The organism is Streptococcus sp. HMSC078H03 (genome assembly GCF_001808655.1).
GTDB lineage: Bacteria > Bacillota > Bacilli > Lactobacillales > Streptococcaceae > Streptococcus > Streptococcus salivarius_G.
Genome location: NZ_KV794099.1, coordinates 21,001 through 38,037 on the forward strand (window position 1 = coordinate 21,001; position 17,037 = coordinate 38,037).

The following is a 17,037-nucleotide window of genomic DNA, read 5'->3' on the forward strand; positions in this document are numbered from 1 at the left end:
TATGTTATAATTTAATATGGTTAAGTCTCGATAAAATCAAGGAAAAAGTGTATAGAATGTGTTTACAATCTTTAATCTTGTGACCGTAAAATGCTTGTCAGATTCTTAGACTGTTCCTTGCTATCTTATGAAAGTTTGAGACAGGAAAATAAAAAATGTATTAGCTAGAAAAAATAAGAAATAAAAAAATGACAGAAAAAATTTCCGTAATTATTCCCGTTTACAATGTAGAAAATCAACTCCAGACCTGTTTAGACAGTGTTTTGGGTCAGACATATCAAAATCTTGAAATTATTCTCATCAATTATGGCTCAATAGATAATAGTGATGCCATTTGCCGTAGTTATGCTGCTAGGGATTCTCGTATCCTCTATTTTAAAAAAGATAATGGAGGGCTTTCAGATGCTCGCCATATTGGTATTCGTCAGGCTAAGGGAGCTTACGTCACCTACGTGGATGCTGAGGATTGGGTAGAGTCTACTTATCTGGAGGAACTTTATAAGACTCTGCAGGCCCACAAGGCGGATATCGCAGTGGCCAATTACAGTGTCTATAAGGAATCGGAAGATCTCTTTTATTTTTATATCAAAGATGAAGATTATTATGAGCAGGTTTATTCACCGGCTCAGATTATTGATGGTCTCTTTGAAGAAACCAATAACATTAACATCGCTCTGATTTCTGCGACAGGCAAACTCTACAAACGTTCTTTGTTTAATGACTTGCTTTTTCCAAAAGAGCATGCAGGGGAGGATGGCTTTTTCAACCTTAAAGCCTATCTCATGAGTGAGCGTACGGTTTATCTCAACAAGGGACTTTATGTATATCGTGAGAGTCCAGAGATGCCATCAGCGACTTGGATGCAAGACTGGATGATGACCTTGGTTTATGCCATGGAAGAACGCTTGGCTATTGTTGCTAGTCATGGTTTCCCTCTGGAGAAATACATGGTCACCTACCGTCAGATGCTAGAGGCTTGCTTGAAAAATGTGGAGGAGCAAGGTCTCACGGATTCTGATGCCTACCGCTCCATTCAGGAGAAATTCCAGGTCTTGAGTTTAGCTCCTCAACGTTATGAGACTAAAAAGCGTGCTATTGTTCTTGCGGCTAACTATACTTATGTTGACCAAGTGCTTACGACCATCAAATCCATCGTTTTCCATCATCGCAACATTCGTTTTTACTTGATTAACGATGATTTCTCTCAAGAGTGGTTTAGAGGACTAAACCGTCATCTGGCTGCCTTTGGTAGTGAAGTGATTAACTGTCGTGTGGATAGTAGTCATATCAAGCAATACAAGACTAATAGCAACTATGCAAGCTATCTTCGCTATTTTGTGGCGGACTTTGTATCTGAGGAACGGGCCCTCTATTTGGATAGTGACATGGTGGTTACCGGTTCTCTAGAGGACCTCTTTACCCTTGATTTGCAAGGTCGACCTTTGGCTGCCGTGCGTGATTATGCTATTCAGGTTCAGGACCGCCAGGCGATGTTTGATGCAGGATTCATGGTGATTGATACGGCTTATTGGAAGCAGTACAACATGAGACGTCACTTTATTGACATGACTAGCGAATGGCATGATAAGGTACCATTTGCAGAGCAGTCCATTCTAAACATGGTCTTCCGTAACAACTGGTTGCCCTTGTCTTTTGACAACAACTATGCGGTTACCAAGTCTAGTTTAGCTGGTTTCCATCTGCCAAATGGTCAAGACTATCCTAAGGTTGTGCATTATGCCTCACACCGTAAGCCTTGGTTACCATTGGCTTGCCAAGCTTATCGCGAGGTTTGGTGGTTCTATGCTCAAATGGATTGGTCAGGGGTTGCTGAAAATGCCGCTTTATTGCCACTTTCAGAGGACATGATTTATCCTAAGGGCCGTCCATTTACTTGTTTGGTTTATACCAACATTTCAGAAATTCCGCATTTGACGGACCTTATCTCGGCTCTTCCTAAGGTACAGTTTAAAATTGCCTCTCGACAGCATGTGGCAGATAAACTGGCCCAATTAATTACCTATCCAAATGTGACGGTTTACTCAGCCATTGCGGGCTTAAATGGGCTAGATTTGGAATTGTTGCGTACCAGTGACTTGCTTCTAGATATTAATCCAGGAAGAAAAGTAGTGGAGATTCTTGATGCCTTTAGGTTTGAAAATAAACCGATTTTAGGGTTTGAGGACCTCAAGTCAACCAAGCATAACCAACAAACCTACTCAAGAGATCGTTGGAAAGAGATGGCTGAGACCATTCGCCAAATGCGTAAGAAGAGCCTGTAATCCTTTGCTTGGATAAGTAGGCTGAAATGGCGTTTCTGTCTCGTTTCAATCGAAATAACATCAGCCTGTCTATGGGCAGGAAATAGGAGTAATAGTGAAAAAAATTAGTCAATCGATAATCACCAAACGTGTCTTATGGACCCTCTTTTTCCTCTTTATTTATTGTTTGGGAAATCAATTGGTTCTACCGTTTGTGGATTTGAAAAATGCAAATATCTTTGGGGGAGCCATAGGTTCCTTGGCTTTCTCTAGTGCCATGATGGGGGGGAACCTCAGGTCCATGTCTCTATTTTCAGTGGGCTTGTCGCCCTGGATGTCGGCCATGATTCTCTGGCAGATGTTTTCTTTCTCTAAGAAAATGGGCTTGAAAAATCTCCCCATTGAGATTCAGGACCGTAGACGCATGTATTTGGCCCTGGGGATTGCCATTGTTCAATCTTTGGCAGTATCCTTGAATTTACCTATCGTTTCAGGGGTTAATGCTAGTCTCGCCATTTTCATGAATACCATTTTATTGATTGCGGGGACCTTTTTCTTGGTTTGGCTATCAGACCTCAACTCCCTCTTTGGGATTGGGGGTTCTATTGTCATCTTGATGGCAAGTATGATGGCCAATCTGCCCTATCAAATCATGGATAGTATTGAAAAGCTAGGTATCGGTTGGGATGTCTTGCTTCCTCTGATTCTATTCAGTTTGGTCTTCCTCTATATTTCAGGGGTTGTACAGAGGGCTAGATACCGTATCTCAATCAATAAAATCAATATTCATAACCGCTTTAAACAGTATTCTTACTTGGATATTATGTTGAATCCAGCCGGAGGGATGCCTTTCATGTATGCCATGTCGCTGGTTAGTATTCCGCAGTATGTTTTTATGCTGATTCAATTTATCCATCCTGAAAACAAGTGGACCAGTGGTGCCATCAAGGCCTTGACGGTCGGTCAACCTCTTTGGTTGGTTGTTTATCTGGTCATGCTCTTCGTTTTAGGGTTAGCCTTTGCCTTCGTTAATGTCTCTGGTGAGCAAATCTCTGAGCGAATGCGCAAGTCAGGTGAGTATATCTACGGTGTTTATCCAGGCCAAGAAACTAGTGCCTATATCAACCATTTGGTGCTTAGACTTGGTTTTATCGGTGCCCTTTATATGCTCTTTATGGCAGGTGCTCCAATGCTGATTATCTTGGTCAATCCAGATTACCTACAACTGAGTATGATTCCTGGGACATTCTTGATTTTTAGCGGTATGATTTACAATGTTAACGAGGAAATGAAAGCCTTGAAGCTTAACACTTCCTACACCCCACTTTTTGAAAATGTATAAACTCTCACCCCTTGTGGGGTTGAGAGGCAGGCTGGTGATGAGTGATCGGTCTGCCCCTCAATCTCAAGTATTGTGATGAAAAGACAATGAAGGAGAACTCATGTATTATTTTATTCCAGCTTGGTATGGACAGACGGATGAATTTTGGAAGACGGTCATTGATCCTTGGTACCGTATCCGCCAAAAAATTGAATTTGATGACAGCTTGCACCAAGTTCGTATCTTTCAGGATGAGGACTTAGCCCCTCAGCTTTTGCTTTTGGCCTACCAACCACATTTGCGTTATTTCTTGCATCGTCATGATGTCTTGGAAGTTGGCTATACAGCTATTTTTGACTTGATTCAGGGTATCACTGATGAAGATATGAAAAATCTTCAAGTGACAGATTTGGAATGGCCAGAAGGGGCTACCTTTGTTCACACACCATTTGCTATCGTGGTGCAATGCCAACACAAGCGTTATGCCGAGATTGAGTTTGGCTCAGAAGGCTTTATTGGCATGATTCGCTACTATAAGGATGAGCAAATCATTCGCGAAGACATCTACGATGACCGCGGTTTTATCTCAAGTAGTCTTTATTATGAAGGTGGACAACCAAGCTATCGAAACTATCTTAATGCCAAGGGAGTCTGGCAACTCTGTCATTTCTTTGATGGCCGTGGAATTGTAGCCAACCCTCGTACGGAAGGTCGTTTTAATAAGAGTTACTACAGTAATCTTTCAGAAGTTATCTGGGAATTTTTGACTAAATTCTTGGACGAAAAGGTAGAAGCAGAGGACCGTTTTGTTATTGCCTCAGATTTACGCCATAACAAGCACCTCTTTGAACATTTGCCAGCAGACAACACTAAGATTTTGACTTGGTTCGCAGAACGTAATCAGGACGATAGTATTGATACCTATGAAGTCTTTCTGCCGCAAGTGGACTTGTTGATTGCTGACCGTTACGATTACTTGGAGCAGCTTCAGGTTGCCTATCCAGAAGAGGCTAAGAAACTCAAACACATGGCTTCTTTCGATACCCGTTTGGCTTTGGGAACCAGTCAACGTGTCAAAGAGTCTAAAATCTTTTATCAGGTTGACTTCGATCAGTTGGATTTAGAGGCTATTTATCAGGTCTTGGCTTTTGTGGCTAAGTATCCTAAGACACAGGTTGAATTTGGAGCATTTAATGCCAATCCAGAGCAACTTGGTAGCCTGCAAAATCAAGTGGAAAAAATGATTGAAGAACGATTGAGTCCAGATGCCTTTGAAGAGGTTGTTGAAAGTAGTGGTGCAGAAAATAAATTGGAAGAAAATAATGAAATCGTCAGCCGATTTTCTTTCCAAGACCTGCGTGACGAGACTGCCCTTATCAAGGCCCTTCAGTTTACACGACTCATTGTCGACTTGAGCAAGGAACCTAATCGTTATACACAGATTGCTGGAATTAGTGCTGGTATTCCACAAATTAACCGTGTGGCGTCTGAGTATGTGACCCACCAAGAGAATGGTTATATCTTGAAGCACTTGTCCGATTTTGAAAAAGGGGCTTACTACTATTTGGGACAGTTGAACAACTGGAACCGTTCCCTTATCTACTCTATTGAGAAAATTAAGGAAAATACGGGAGACCGTTTGGTGCAAAAATGGGAAAATTGGTTGAAGGAGGAGCAGAATGACCAAGGATAATCGCCTGAAAATACTACAAGTTGGGTCATCCAACTGGTCAGAAAATCAGGAAATTCCTGAAAATATGAAATGGTATTATTGCAATCTTGGTCAGCTTGAGACCTTGCAAGAAACCATCGAAGAAGACGAAATCAAGACTTTCACAGCTGTCATTGTGGACAGTCTTGCAGGTCTTGAAGAATTGATGGCTATTAAAGAACATTTGATTCCTCATACTATTTTCTTTGATCAAACGATTGAAGTGACAGATGAGATTCTAGCTCAGTTCATCAAGGAAATATGCGCCGTGCCAACTGATTTTTCAAATCAAGGGCAGTTGCTCTTTACCCTTTCAAAAGCGCTCTTTTCAGGGCAATACGGGGATAAGATGTTTCCTTTCACGACCCAGGTTAACCCCAATTTTACTGGCCAAGTGACCTACCATGGTTATGAAAATGTCATTTTAAATGGTGATTATGGTCAAGATTTCAGTCCTGTCTTGGACTGGACCTATAATGTCAGAGCCAGCAAGGAAAATCCTATCGAGCTTTGGTTGGAGTTTGAAAAAGAGGAGACTTGTGAGTGTCGCTTGATTCTCAATCTTTTGCCAGAAGGTTCGGTCGCAGGGATTTTCAAGACCTATATCGTTTCAGAAGAAGAAATGCGCAAGGGAGCCATTGTCCTTGATGAGGACACGACCTTCCTCCTGTCTGCTAGTCTTGAGATGAAAGGCCAAGGTCAGATTACAATCGGTGGGCTCCACCAACGTTTGACCCGTTTCCAATTCGGGAAATTTGTACTTGGTGGTGGCATTCTCCACGATAGCAAGCGTCAGGAAATCAACTATTTCTTTTATCCTGGGGACTTCAAGCCACCTTTGTCAGTTTACTTCTCAGGTTTCCGTCCTGCCGAAGGTTTCGAAGGTTTCGGAATGATGAAGGGGATGGGAACGCCATTCTTGCTCTTTTCAGACCCTCGTCTCCAAGGGGGAGCCTTCTATATGGGAACTGAAGAACTTGAAAATAGCATTAAAGACACCATCCAACATTATTTGGACTACCTAGGTTTTGACAATAGTCAGCTCATTCTCTCAGGAATGTCTATGGGAACCTTCCCATCTATGTACTATGGTGCGGACTTTGAGCCTCACGCCATCATCATGTCTAAGCCTCTAGCCAATGTTGGTACTATCGGTAATCGTGCCAGACTCTTGGCGCCAGAGGTTTTCCCAACAGGAATTGATGTCTTGCATTTGCAGACAGGACGCTTGGACAATGAAGGTGTCGAGGCCCTTAACCAGAAGTTCTGGGATAAATTTGAAAAAGCAGACTTCTCAAATACAACTTTTGGTCTTTCCTACATGAAAGACGAGGATATGGATCCGACGGCCTACGAGGACATTACCAAGTCTCTCTATTATTCAGGGGCTAAGATTCTCAGCAAGGGAACGTCAGGTCGACACAACGATGATTCTTATACGGCGACAACTTGGTTTGTTAATTTTTACCGTATGATTTTAGAAAATGATTTTGGAAGGAAGGAGTAAGAATGTTCAGAAACAAGAAATCAGAAATCTTGTGGGGCTTAAACCACAAAGCCTACATGTATGGCTCAAAAATTGTTAAGCGCCAAGATGGTTCTGTGCAATTTTACAATCCTTTGGTGCCATCAGGAACCGAAATCCAGTCTTGGGTGGCCATCCAAAACTATCAAGCTGGTCGTACTCAGCCTGCTCTCCCACTTTTGAAAAAGGGGCACAGCTATGACTTGACGGCCAATCTCGAAGCTGTCCCAACAGGCTCAGTCTTTTTGAAAGTCAGCTTTTTGGACCGTTATGACAATGAAATCAAACAGCTCATTGAAAAAAGTACCCACATGACCTTCGTATACCCTCACGAGGCCTATACCTACCGTATTTCCCTCTTGAGTGCTGGGGTCAAAGAGCTAGATTTTTACAACTTAAAACTGGAAGAAACAGGAGAAGAACATGTTTAAACAACTGAATCCTATTCTCCCTGTTAAGGAGATACTCAAGGAAATTAATGGTCTAGCCGATGAAATGGCTGGTTTGAGCAACCTTGAGTTGAAAAATAAAACGCAGGAATTTAAGGAGCGTTTGGCTCAAGGAGAGAGCTTGGACGACCTCCTGCCTGAAGCCTTTGCGGTTGTTCGTGAAGCGGATAAGCGCGTGTTAGGCATGTTCCCTTATGATGTTCAGGTCATGGGAGGCATTGTCATGCACCAAGGTCATATCGCCGAGATGAATACCGGTGAGGGTAAGACCTTGACGGCTACCATGCCAGTCTACCTTAATGCCTTGTCAGGTGAAGGGGCTATCCTTGTTACGACAAATGAATACTTGGCTATCCGTGACGCCGAGGAAATGGGGCAGGTCTACGAGTTCCTAGGTTTGACGATTGGTGTTCCCTGTGTGGAAGGCAGCAATGAGATGGAACCGGCAGAAAAGCGTGCTATCTATCAATCAGACATCGTTTACACGACCAATTCTAGCTTAGGCTTTGACTATTTGATTGATAACCTTGCTTCTAACCAAGACGGAAAATACATGCGTCCCTTTAACTATGCTATCGTCGATGAGGTGGATTCTGTCCTCCTTGACAGTGCACAGACGCCTTTGATTATCTCTGGTGCGCCCCGTGTTCAGTCTAACTATTATGGGATGATGGATACGCTTATGACCACCTTGGTTGAGGGTGAGGACTATATCTTCAAAGAGGAAAAAGGGGAAGTCTGGTTGACTACTAAAGGGGCTAAGGCTGCTGAAAATTACCTTGGTATCGGAAACCTCTACGATGAGGAAAACAGTACCTTTGCCCGTCACCTGCTCTTTTCACTTCGTGCCCACTTGCTCTATAAAAAGGATAAGGACTACATCATTCGTGATGGCAAGAAGGGGCCTGAAGTGGTCCTTCTTGATAAATCGACAGGTCGTCTCTTGGAATTGACCAAGCTCCAAGGTGGACTCCACCAAGCCATCGAAGCCAAGGAATTAGTGGCCTTGTCACAAGAAACCAGAGCCATGGCTTCAATCACCTACCAAAGTCTCTTTAAAAAATTCAAGAAAATTTCAGGGATGACTGGTACGGGTAAGGTTGCGGAGAAAGAATTTCTCGACACTTATGGTATGAAGGTTATTCAAATCCCAACCAACCGTAAGAAACAACGTATCGACTACCCAGATAAGATTTATGCGACCCTACCAGAGAAGGTCTTTGCCTCTTTGGAGTATGTTAAGCATTATCATGAAAAAGGCAATCCAATCTTGATTTTCGTTGGTTCGGTGGAAATGTCAGAGCTTTATTCTTCTTTGCTTTTGCGTGAAGGAATTGCTCATAACCTCCTAAATGCCAACAATGCACCACGTGAGGCTGAGATGATTGCTGAGTCAGGACAAATGGGTGCCGTGACGGTTGCGACGTCAATGGCTGGACGTGGAACAGATATCAAGCTCGGTAAGGGTGTGGCTGAACTCGGTGGTTTGGTCGTTATCGGTACCGAACGTATGGAAAGTCAGCGTATTGACCTGCAAATCCGTGGTCGTTCTGGACGTCAGGGTGACCCTGGTATGTCTAAATTCTTCGTCTCACTTGAAGATGATGTGATTAAGAAATACGGTCCATCTTGGGTTCACCGTACTTACAAAGAATACGCCATTAGTGATCACATCGAGCCTAAGGAATTGACAGGCCGTAAGTATCGTAAATTGGTTGAAAAAGCCCAAGAAGCCAGTGAAAGTTCTGGTCGTACCTCACGTCGTCAGACTCTTGAATTTGCAGAAAGTATGAACATCCAACGTGAGATGATCTACGCGCAACGTGACCGCCTCATCTATCACAATCAAGGCTTGGACACTGTTATCGACGAGGTTCTTGATGACTTTATCGACCAGGCTATGGCTGAGGAAGATTTCTCAAAAGCGGAAAATCTTTACCACTTTATCTTGCGTAATATCAGCTTCCGCATCAATGAAATTCCTAAGGATTTGGACCTCAACAATCGTGAGGAAGTCTTGGAACTCATCTACCAGTTTGCCTATCGTGAACTTGATGCTAAAAAGCAAGAGTTGAAAACCAAGGAACTAAACGAGTATTTCCAACGCCTATCTATGCTTAAGGCTGTGGATGACAACTGGGTGGAGCAGGTAGACTATCTACAACAACTCCAAATGGCTATTGGTAGCCAACAACTCAGTCAAAAGAACCCGATTGTCGAATATTACCAAGAGGCTTACAAGGGCTTTGAAGCCATGAAACGTCAAATCAGAAAGGATATGGTTCGTAATCTTCTCCTCAGTCAGGTGCAAGTCACTAAAAAAGGAGATATCATCAGCCATTTCCCATAAAATAAGGAAATTATGACAGTATATAACATTAATTTAGGTATCGGTTGGGCCAGCAGTGGTGTCGAATATGCCCAGGCCTACCGTGCCAAGATTTTCAGGGAAATGGGACAAGAGGCAAAATTTGTCTTTATGGATCTCATCCTTGGAGATAATATCGAGCATATGACTAGCAAGATTGGTTTTTCAGACGACGAAATCATCTGGCTCTATAGTTATTTTACAGATGTGAAGATTGCGCCATCGACCATCAGTCTAGCAGAAATCGAGGCCATCTTACCTGCCAATCCTGAGCGCAAGGAAGTTGCTGGTCGCCTCATTCGTTACCATTATCCACAAGATGATATGGTGGTGGCATGTAACCTTCGTGCGGTTGACGAAGATGCTGTGGAAACCGTGAGCTATTTTGTCAACGACAAGCTCTTGCGCAAGGACTTTTACTCTTACACCCGTTATTGCAGTGAGTATTCTGCGCCTAAGGACAATCAAGCCAAGGTTTACCAACGTCGTTTTTATAACGAAGATGGGTCTACAGCCTATGACATGATTGTAGGAGACAATAATCAGGATATCTATCGTTTCCCTGATCAGGTTCTCTATGGTAAGCAAGAATTTCTTCGCTATTTCTTCAAACGTCTGGCCCTAACCAAGGATGATGTGGTCATTTTGGACCGTGAAACAGGTATTGGTCAGTTGGTCTTTGAAGAAGCACAGGCTGCTCGCCTAGGTGTCGTTGTTCACGCTGAGCATTTTAGTGTCAATCAAACTGATGACAACTACATTCTCTGGAATAACTATTACGAGTACCAATTTACCAATGCGGACAAGGTTGATTTCTTTATCGTGGCGACTGATCGTCAGAAGGAAATCTTACAGGAACAATTCCGTCGCTACACCAACCATAATCCAAAGATTTACACCATTCCGGTTGGAAGTTTGCCTGAATTGGTTGGACAAGACAAGCCACGTAAGCCATTCTCAATGATTACGGCCTCACGTTTGGCTCAGGAAAAACACATTGACTGGTTGGTGCGTGCGGTGATTGAGGTTCATAAGACCCTGCCTGATATCACTTTTGATATCTACGGTAGTGGTAGCATGGATGCCAAGTTGCGTGAGATTATTGTTGAAGCACAAGCTGGCGACTATATCCGACTCATGGGCCACGCTGACTTGACTGACATTTATAGCCAGTACGAAGTCTATCTGACAGCTTCAACCAGCGAAGGTTTTGGACTTACTCTTATGGAGGCGGTTGGCTCAGGTCTTCCGATGATTGGATTTGACGTTCCTTATGGGAATCAAACCTTTATTCAGGATGGGGCCAACGGTTATCTCCTTCCCGTCGCTGAAAATCACGTCGTGGATGTTATCACCAAGTCCTATAAGGATGCCATTGTCCGTCTCTACGAAGAAGGCAATATCGAGGCTATGCGCCAAAAATCTTATGACCTTGCCAAAGGCTTCTTGACTAGCCAAGTCAAGGCAGCTTGGAAACAGTTACTTGAGGAGGTACGCTCATGATATTCTTATGTGATTACTACAATCAAGCCAGTAAGGATTTGGCTTACTCTCTTCAGGCAGCAGGCTACGATGCCACAACAGTTGTTATCAATCCAGATGGATTCCTCCCTCAAGGAGCTCTCTCTCCTTTCACCTACTATGTGGAAGCAGCAGAGGAAACAGGCAAACCACGCTTTTTCAACCAAGTCCCTGTGCCAGCCTTTTGGGAAATTTCAGGGAACAATCAGATGGCGCGTGTGTCTAACCTCACCGAAGAACGTGCCCGCATCACCTACCCAGAAGGTAGCAAGGCTCGTATCGTCAAAAGCGTCGAATGGTTGGACAAGTCAGGTAAGATTCGCCAAGTGGACCACTACAACAAGTACGGTTTCTGCTTTGCCAAGACCACTCATGATGAGAATGGACAGGCAGTCTTTACCAGCTACCAAACCAAAGAAGGCGACGAATGTATCTTGGAAAATCATCTCACCGGCGATATTCTCTTGACCTTACCAGGACAAGCCCTTCGTCGTTTCGCCAACCGTACCGAATTTATTAAAGACTTTCTAGCTCAGGTCTTTGGTGATATCGACCACATTATCTTTAATAGCTTGGCAACACCTTTCATCGTCTCATGGACTATGGAAAATAAAGGTGCCACTGATGTCCTTGTTTGGCAGGAGCCACTGGGTGATGTCCTTCCAGGTAACATGAATGGTATATTGGAGGATAATTCAGCCAGAGCCAATGCCATCATCATTCCTGATAAGGCAACTTATGAAAAAGCTTTGACCTTGGCGCCAGAGGACAAACATCATAAGATCTTGTCTCTTGGCTATGCCTATGACTTCAAGGAAAATCATGGCAAACCTCGTAATGCCTTTATCGCAACCAATTCAGACCAAATTGAGCGTTTGGAAGCCTTGGTTGAGTCACTCCCTGATGTGACCTTCCAGATTGCGGCAGTCACTGAGATGTCACCAAGATTGCTTTCAATGATGCGTTATTCAAACGTTGTGCTCCATCCAAACGCTAGTCACAAGCAGTTGGACAAGCTCTATCAAGAGTCTGACCTCTACTTGGACATTAACCATCATAATGAATTGTATAAGGCGACACGAACTGCCTTTGAAAACCAATTGTTGATTTTGGCCTTTTCAGAAACAGCTCATGGACCTGTCTATACAGCGCCAGAGCATATCTATGCCAGTCAGAACTATCCAGCTATGGTTGCCAAGATTAAGCAGGTCCTAGGCGATGATCAAGCCATGCAAGAAGCCATGCAAGCTCAAAAAGCTCAAGCCAACACCCTGACTGCCTCTGAGTTGGCCGACCGCTTACAATCACTTTTAGGAGGAAATCATGTCTAAAAAAGATTTATTCTACGGTGACGTTGAAGGCCGTATGGAAGAACTCAAGCAAAAGCCTATCACAAAAGAAAAAGAAACCAGAGGAGAGAAGATTAACAAGAGCTTTTCAATCATGCTCGGACTTGTTATTATCATCGGTTTGATCTTCACCCTTATTGGTTTGTTGAGGTAGTCTTATGATGTTAGTATTTATGGTTCTAGCAGTGATTCTTTCGGTTGCCCTTATCATCCTAGTGACCATCCAACCGCGTCAAACGCAGATTTTTTCAACGGATGCCACGAGTAATATCGGTAAACCAAGTTATTGGGCTAGCCAACCGATTCGAAAAATGTTGACCTTGGCTATCAGCATAGCCCTCTTTATCCTCTTACTTATTTTTATGATTGTTTCTTATAAGTAGAGGACTTCCTACTATATAATAGAAAGAAGTATGTCATGCGCGTACATTTTACAAATTTATTTGGCCAGTCCTCACGTAGTGTGGCCTTGATTGCCCAAAATGATACCATGAAAATTGCCAAAGAGCTCGGTGCTAATGAACTAGGAATTTATTTCTATGATAGTAGCGAAGAGCCAGATGGAGAGCTTAATTCCCGCTTTGATGGGATTGTAGCAGGACTGAGTGTTGGAGACATCGTTTTCTTCCAGTCTCCATCATGGAATGGTAGTGAGTGGGATAGCCGATTACTCCGTAAATTCAAGGCTGTTAATGCTAAGACTGTTATGTTTATCCATGACGTTCCACCTCTCATGTTTGATAGTAACTACTATCTCATGTCTGCTTATATTGACATGTACAATCTCTGTGATGTCGTCGTGGTTCCTTCTGAAAAGATGCGTGATCGTTTGATTGAGGAAGGGTTAACAGTTGAGAAGATTATCATCCAAAAACTTTGGGACTTACCTCACAGTCTTGACCTACACCAACCTAGTTTCCAGAAGAAGATGATTTTTGCTGGGAATCCAACCCGTTTCCCACACGTCCTAGATTGGAAACAAACCACACCTCTCCACGTCTACGCTGAGAAACAAGAAGATAAGGATTATTCCAAAGTCCACCTCGAAGGTTGGCGTAATAAACATGAGCTTTTGCTAGAGCTATCTAAGGGAGGCTTTGGTCTGGTCTGGGGTAATTCAGAAAAACCAGAAGATGAGCTTGATTACTATAAGATGAACATCTCTTACAAACTCTCGACTTACTTAGCTGCAGGTCTCCCAGTGGTTGTACCTGACTACCTATCAAATGCGGACTATATTAGGGAACATGGACTAGGCTTTGTCGTTTCAAGTCTGGAAGAAGCAGACCGTTGTGTTCAAGAATGTACCGAGGAGCAGTATGCACAGATGGTAGCTAACGCTCGCCACACAGCCTACCTCATCAGTAACGGTTACTTCACAAAGAAACTTTTCATCGATGCCATTATGGCCTTAAGCTAATAAAAAAAGGATTATCGAAAGGTAATCCTTTTTTTGCTACAAATCTGAGCATATATCTTGACTTTTATGAAAAGCACTCAAATCATTTTCACTTTAGACTTAAGGAGTTAAGAAAGACCTGTCTCTAATTAGGACTAATGTTAAAAAAACACCTGACAATCGACTTGTAAATGTAAAAAAACAGCCCTAAATAATTGATTGTAATTGTTCGAAAATTTACTACAAATCGAATTGTAGAAAAATTTAAAAGTAAAAAGTGATGACTTTAAAAATGAGAAAACCTAAGGGAAATAGCGTAAAAACAAGTATTTAAACCGTTTTACTTCTAAAATAAGATCAACTAGTGTTAAAAAACAGAAAATTCAGAATTGCGAAAACCTTACATTTTTTAGAGAAAATGAGACAAAAAAGAACAATTTTTAGTCAACTTGTGTTATATTATAAAATGTAATTTCCAGATTAGGAAATAACTCATATTTTTTAGGAGGTAAATATGTTTTTTAGACGTAACGAGGGAGAATTCCGCGAAACAGATCGCGTGACTCGCTTCAAACTTATCAAATCGGGTAAAAACTGGCTTCGTGCTGCAACATCTAACTTTGGACTTTTCAAAGTTGTTAAAGGTGGCGCAGACGCTCCGTCAGTAACAGTTCAAAATGTAGAAGAAAAATCTTCTCTTCTTTCAGGTACAGCTCTTCTTAAAGGGATCGCAGCAGCAGGTGCTGTGGCAGGTGGTGCAGTAGCAACTTACACTGCTCAAGCCGAAGAAACAACTGCACCAGCTATGGAAAGCCAAGCAACTACAAACCATGACGTATTGGCAAACTCTGATGCAGCTGTATTGAGCGCTGCTCCAGTATCTGAAACATTAGCTTCAGAAGCTCCAGCGGTAGCATCAACAAGCCAAGAGTCTACAAGCTCTTCAGTTGACGCTCAAGCAAGCACAGATGCTTCAGTTTCAGTATCACAATCTGTATCAGCAGAATTGTCACAAGCTATCTCAGAATCTGTATCACTTAGCAAAGTGAACTCAACATCTGAAAGCCAATCACACACTGAAAGCAACAGTGGTTCAAACTCAGAATCATCTTCAGCTTCAGAATCAGCAACTTCAACAGCTGCAACTGCATCAGAAACAGCTACTCAAGAAGATGAAAAAACTATCTTGGATCAAAACGTTTCAGAAGCAGAATTGCTTGTAGGTATCGCTAAAGATTACCAAGCTAAGTTGACTGATACAGCTGCTAAAGCTGAAATCCAAACTGCTATCGCAACAGTTCAAGAAGAAGTTGCTAAATCAACAACATTGCTTGCTGCAACAGCTACAAACGCTGCTTACGCAGAACAACGTGAGCGTCTTGGTAACGCTGTTGACAACATGATGACTAAGATCACTGACAACGGCTTCACAGGTAACTCAGTAGTTAACGGCGTTGCTGCAGTTACTGCACAATTGGATGCTATCGCTACTTCAAACACAAATTCATCTGGTGTTAGTGCGACTCCAAGCATGGATGATGCGAATGGTGCTACACTTACTGACAGATCAACTACAATTCCTTCAGGATACTCAGCTGATCCAGCTTCAGGTCGTTTGACATTTGGTATTTGGAATCTTTCTTCATACAACCAACTTTACAACAAAAACTACTACATTACATTGTCTGTAGACAAGACAAATAGTGCATCAAATCCAAATGTATTTGTTCGTTTGGTTGATAAAACAACTGGTAGTGAAGTTGCGAATACAACATTAAGTAATGCTGTTGCTGGCAAAGAAATCAATCTTGGTGACCTTTCAAGTCAGAAGTACTATCCATACCTTGTTTATAATGCTTCTACTGATGGAACTCCGTCTAGTGTTGATATCATTATCAAGCACAATGAAGATTTGAATCCTAGTGGTTTTGATTACAAGACAGAGCAAGTCTATGACTACCTTACACCTGCCAACCAAGGTGAAAAGAAACCGAACGTTGAAATTGCTGTACCATCAACTAAGATGAATCAAACAACTCACTATAAAGTGGTTGATACTACATCTTCAACTTATGATGCAAACCGTTCATCTTCAGATACAACAACTCAAAGTTACAAACCAACTGGTAATGAAACAGAACTTGCTTCATATACTCAAACAGGTATCCAAGGTCAAAACTATACTGCATCAAATCCTCGTACATTTGATGGTTATGTTTTGTATCAACAGGCTGATTCTTCAACTATGTCTGGTGAACTAGGTAACACTGTAGGTACTAAATTTGCCGAACTTAAGGGTACACGTCAACATTACTATGTGAAACGTATTCGTGAAGTAGTTGCCAACGATGGTTCAACTGTAACGAAGCTTTATGTATTGGATCCTTCAGCAGTTTCAACTTACAATGAAGCGACAATGGGTAACAACACAGATACAAATGGTTACACCCTTGTATACACAACTCCAGTGATTAAACCAGGTGAGAAGTATATTCCTGCAGCAACAAATATGGATGCTGATAAACGTCTCGTTTCAAGCAAGAACGGTGACTACCAATTGTCTGTTTCTCCATGGCACAATCCAGATAAACCAAATGAAGGTTTAGTATATATTACAGGTTGGTATACAGCTGGTCATTACAACGACGCAAATTATATGTTTACTGATGAACCTAAGGGTACAGCTAATGTTGTTGCAGGTGGTAACTCGCAAAATGTTATCGGTGGACGTACGAAATATGCTATTATTCAAGCTACAGGTCAGATTAAAACAGATGCTTTAGGTAATCCAGTGAAATCTACAAGTGGATTTGGTGTCCAATACTCAATTCCAGATGCAAATGAAAAACCATCTGGTGATACCGTGCACTACTACCGTAAGTTTACTGATTCTGAGTCAGCTTCACAATCACAATCGCAATCTAACTCACAATCATTATCTGAATCAGAAGTAGTATCTAATTCACTATCTAGATCAGAAAACCAATCAGCTTCTGAATCATTGAGTCAATCAGAAGTTGAATCAACAAGTAAATCAGTATCTGAGTCAACAAGCGCTTCAACGTCTGAATCAGGTTCAGTATCAGCAAGTCAATCAGAATCGTTGAGTACATCAGCATCTGAATCAGCTTCA

The 17,037-nt window shown here is 42.2% G+C and carries 12 protein-coding genes; all 12 read left to right on the top strand.

What is annotated here, in order from left to right; all coding sequences use genetic code 11:
* The first annotated feature begins 188 nt into the window (after positions 1–188).
* Positions 189–2,282, top strand: a complete 2,094-nt coding sequence (locus tag HMPREF2607_RS04870; protein WP_021143845.1) for a glycosyltransferase — start codon at positions 189–191, stop codon at positions 2,280–2,282.
* A 94-nt stretch (positions 2,283–2,376) separates the two neighbouring features.
* On the top strand, positions 2,377–3,603 hold the full coding sequence (gene secY2 / locus HMPREF2607_RS04875; RefSeq protein ID WP_021143846.1) for an accessory Sec system protein translocase subunit SecY2: 1,227 nt from the start codon (positions 2,377–2,379) through the stop codon (positions 3,601–3,603).
* Positions 3,604–3,703: 100 nt separating this feature from the next.
* Positions 3,704–5,275: an accessory Sec system protein Asp1 gene (gene asp1 / locus HMPREF2607_RS04880; protein ID WP_021143847.1), complete on the top strand. Its 1,572-nt coding sequence runs from the start codon at positions 3,704–3,706 to the stop codon at positions 5,273–5,275.
* Positions 5,262–6,800: an accessory Sec system protein Asp2 gene (gene asp2, locus HMPREF2607_RS04885; protein ID WP_070476191.1), complete on the top strand. Its 1,539-nt coding sequence runs from the start codon at positions 5,262–5,264 to the stop codon at positions 6,798–6,800. Before asp1 ends, asp2 begins: the two co-directional genes overlap by 14 nt.
* Before the next feature lie 2 nt (positions 6,801–6,802).
* Positions 6,803–7,249 carry an accessory Sec system protein Asp3 gene (asp3, locus tag HMPREF2607_RS04890; RefSeq protein ID WP_048790133.1) on the top strand — a complete coding sequence of 149 codons (447 nt, stop codon included), beginning with the start codon at positions 6,803–6,805 and terminating at the stop codon, positions 7,247–7,249.
* Positions 7,242–9,617, top strand: coding sequence for an accessory Sec system translocase SecA2 (secA2, locus tag HMPREF2607_RS04895; RefSeq protein WP_064520704.1), 2,376 nt, complete (start codon positions 7,242–7,244; stop codon positions 9,615–9,617). Before asp3 ends, secA2 begins: the two co-directional genes overlap by 8 nt.
* A gap of 12 nt (positions 9,618–9,629) precedes the next feature.
* Positions 9,630–11,138 carry an accessory Sec system glycosyltransferase GtfA gene (gene gtfA / locus HMPREF2607_RS04900; RefSeq protein WP_070476196.1) on the top strand — a complete coding sequence of 503 codons (1,509 nt, stop codon included), beginning with the start codon at positions 9,630–9,632 and terminating at the stop codon, positions 11,136–11,138.
* Positions 11,135–12,487: an accessory Sec system glycosylation chaperone GtfB gene (gene gtfB / locus HMPREF2607_RS04905; protein WP_070476199.1), complete on the top strand. Its 1,353-nt coding sequence runs from the start codon at positions 11,135–11,137 to the stop codon at positions 12,485–12,487. The genes gtfA and gtfB overlap by 4 nt, the downstream gene beginning before the upstream one ends.
* Positions 12,480–12,659, top strand: coding sequence for an accessory Sec system protein Asp4 (gene asp4, locus HMPREF2607_RS04910; RefSeq protein WP_002883547.1), 180 nt, complete (start codon positions 12,480–12,482; stop codon positions 12,657–12,659). The genes gtfB and asp4 overlap by 8 nt, the downstream gene beginning before the upstream one ends.
* Before the next feature lie 4 nt (positions 12,660–12,663).
* The gene (locus HMPREF2607_RS04915) at positions 12,664–12,888 is read left to right on the top strand and encodes an accessory Sec system protein Asp5 (RefSeq protein ID WP_070476202.1); all 225 of its coding nucleotides are present in this window, start codon (positions 12,664–12,666) and stop codon (positions 12,886–12,888) included.
* Between the two features lie 35 nt (positions 12,889–12,923).
* Positions 12,924–13,925: a sugar transferase gene (locus tag HMPREF2607_RS04920; RefSeq protein WP_070476206.1), complete on the top strand. Its 1,002-nt coding sequence runs from the start codon at positions 12,924–12,926 to the stop codon at positions 13,923–13,925.
* 493 nt (positions 13,926–14,418) lie between these two features.
* Positions 14,419–17,037 (top strand): accessory Sec-dependent serine-rich glycoprotein adhesin (locus tag HMPREF2607_RS10500; RefSeq protein ID WP_186821385.1); only part of this gene is annotated, 2,619 nt, incomplete at its 3' end.

Coding starts and splice junctions, on each gene's coding strand:
- asp2 (WP_070476191.1), top strand. CDS start 5,262: ATGACCAAGGATAATCGCCTGAAAATACTACAAGTTGGGTCATCCAAC.
- asp4 (WP_002883547.1), top strand. CDS start 12,480: ATGTCTAAAAAAGATTTATTCTACGGTGACGTTGAAGGCCGTATGGAA.
- HMPREF2607_RS04920 (WP_070476206.1), top strand. CDS start 12,924: ATGCGCGTACATTTTACAAATTTATTTGGCCAGTCCTCACGTAGTGTG.
- gtfA (WP_070476196.1), top strand. CDS start 9,630: ATGACAGTATATAACATTAATTTAGGTATCGGTTGGGCCAGCAGTGGT.
- secA2 (WP_064520704.1), top strand. CDS start 7,242: ATGTTTAAACAACTGAATCCTATTCTCCCTGTTAAGGAGATACTCAAG.
- HMPREF2607_RS04870 (WP_021143845.1), top strand. CDS start 189: ATGACAGAAAAAATTTCCGTAATTATTCCCGTTTACAATGTAGAAAAT.
- asp3 (WP_048790133.1), top strand. CDS start 6,803: ATGTTCAGAAACAAGAAATCAGAAATCTTGTGGGGCTTAAACCACAAA.
- HMPREF2607_RS04915 (WP_070476202.1), top strand. CDS start 12,664: ATGATGTTAGTATTTATGGTTCTAGCAGTGATTCTTTCGGTTGCCCTT.
- gtfB (WP_070476199.1), top strand. CDS start 11,135: ATGATATTCTTATGTGATTACTACAATCAAGCCAGTAAGGATTTGGCT.
- asp1 (WP_021143847.1), top strand. CDS start 3,704: ATGTATTATTTTATTCCAGCTTGGTATGGACAGACGGATGAATTTTGG.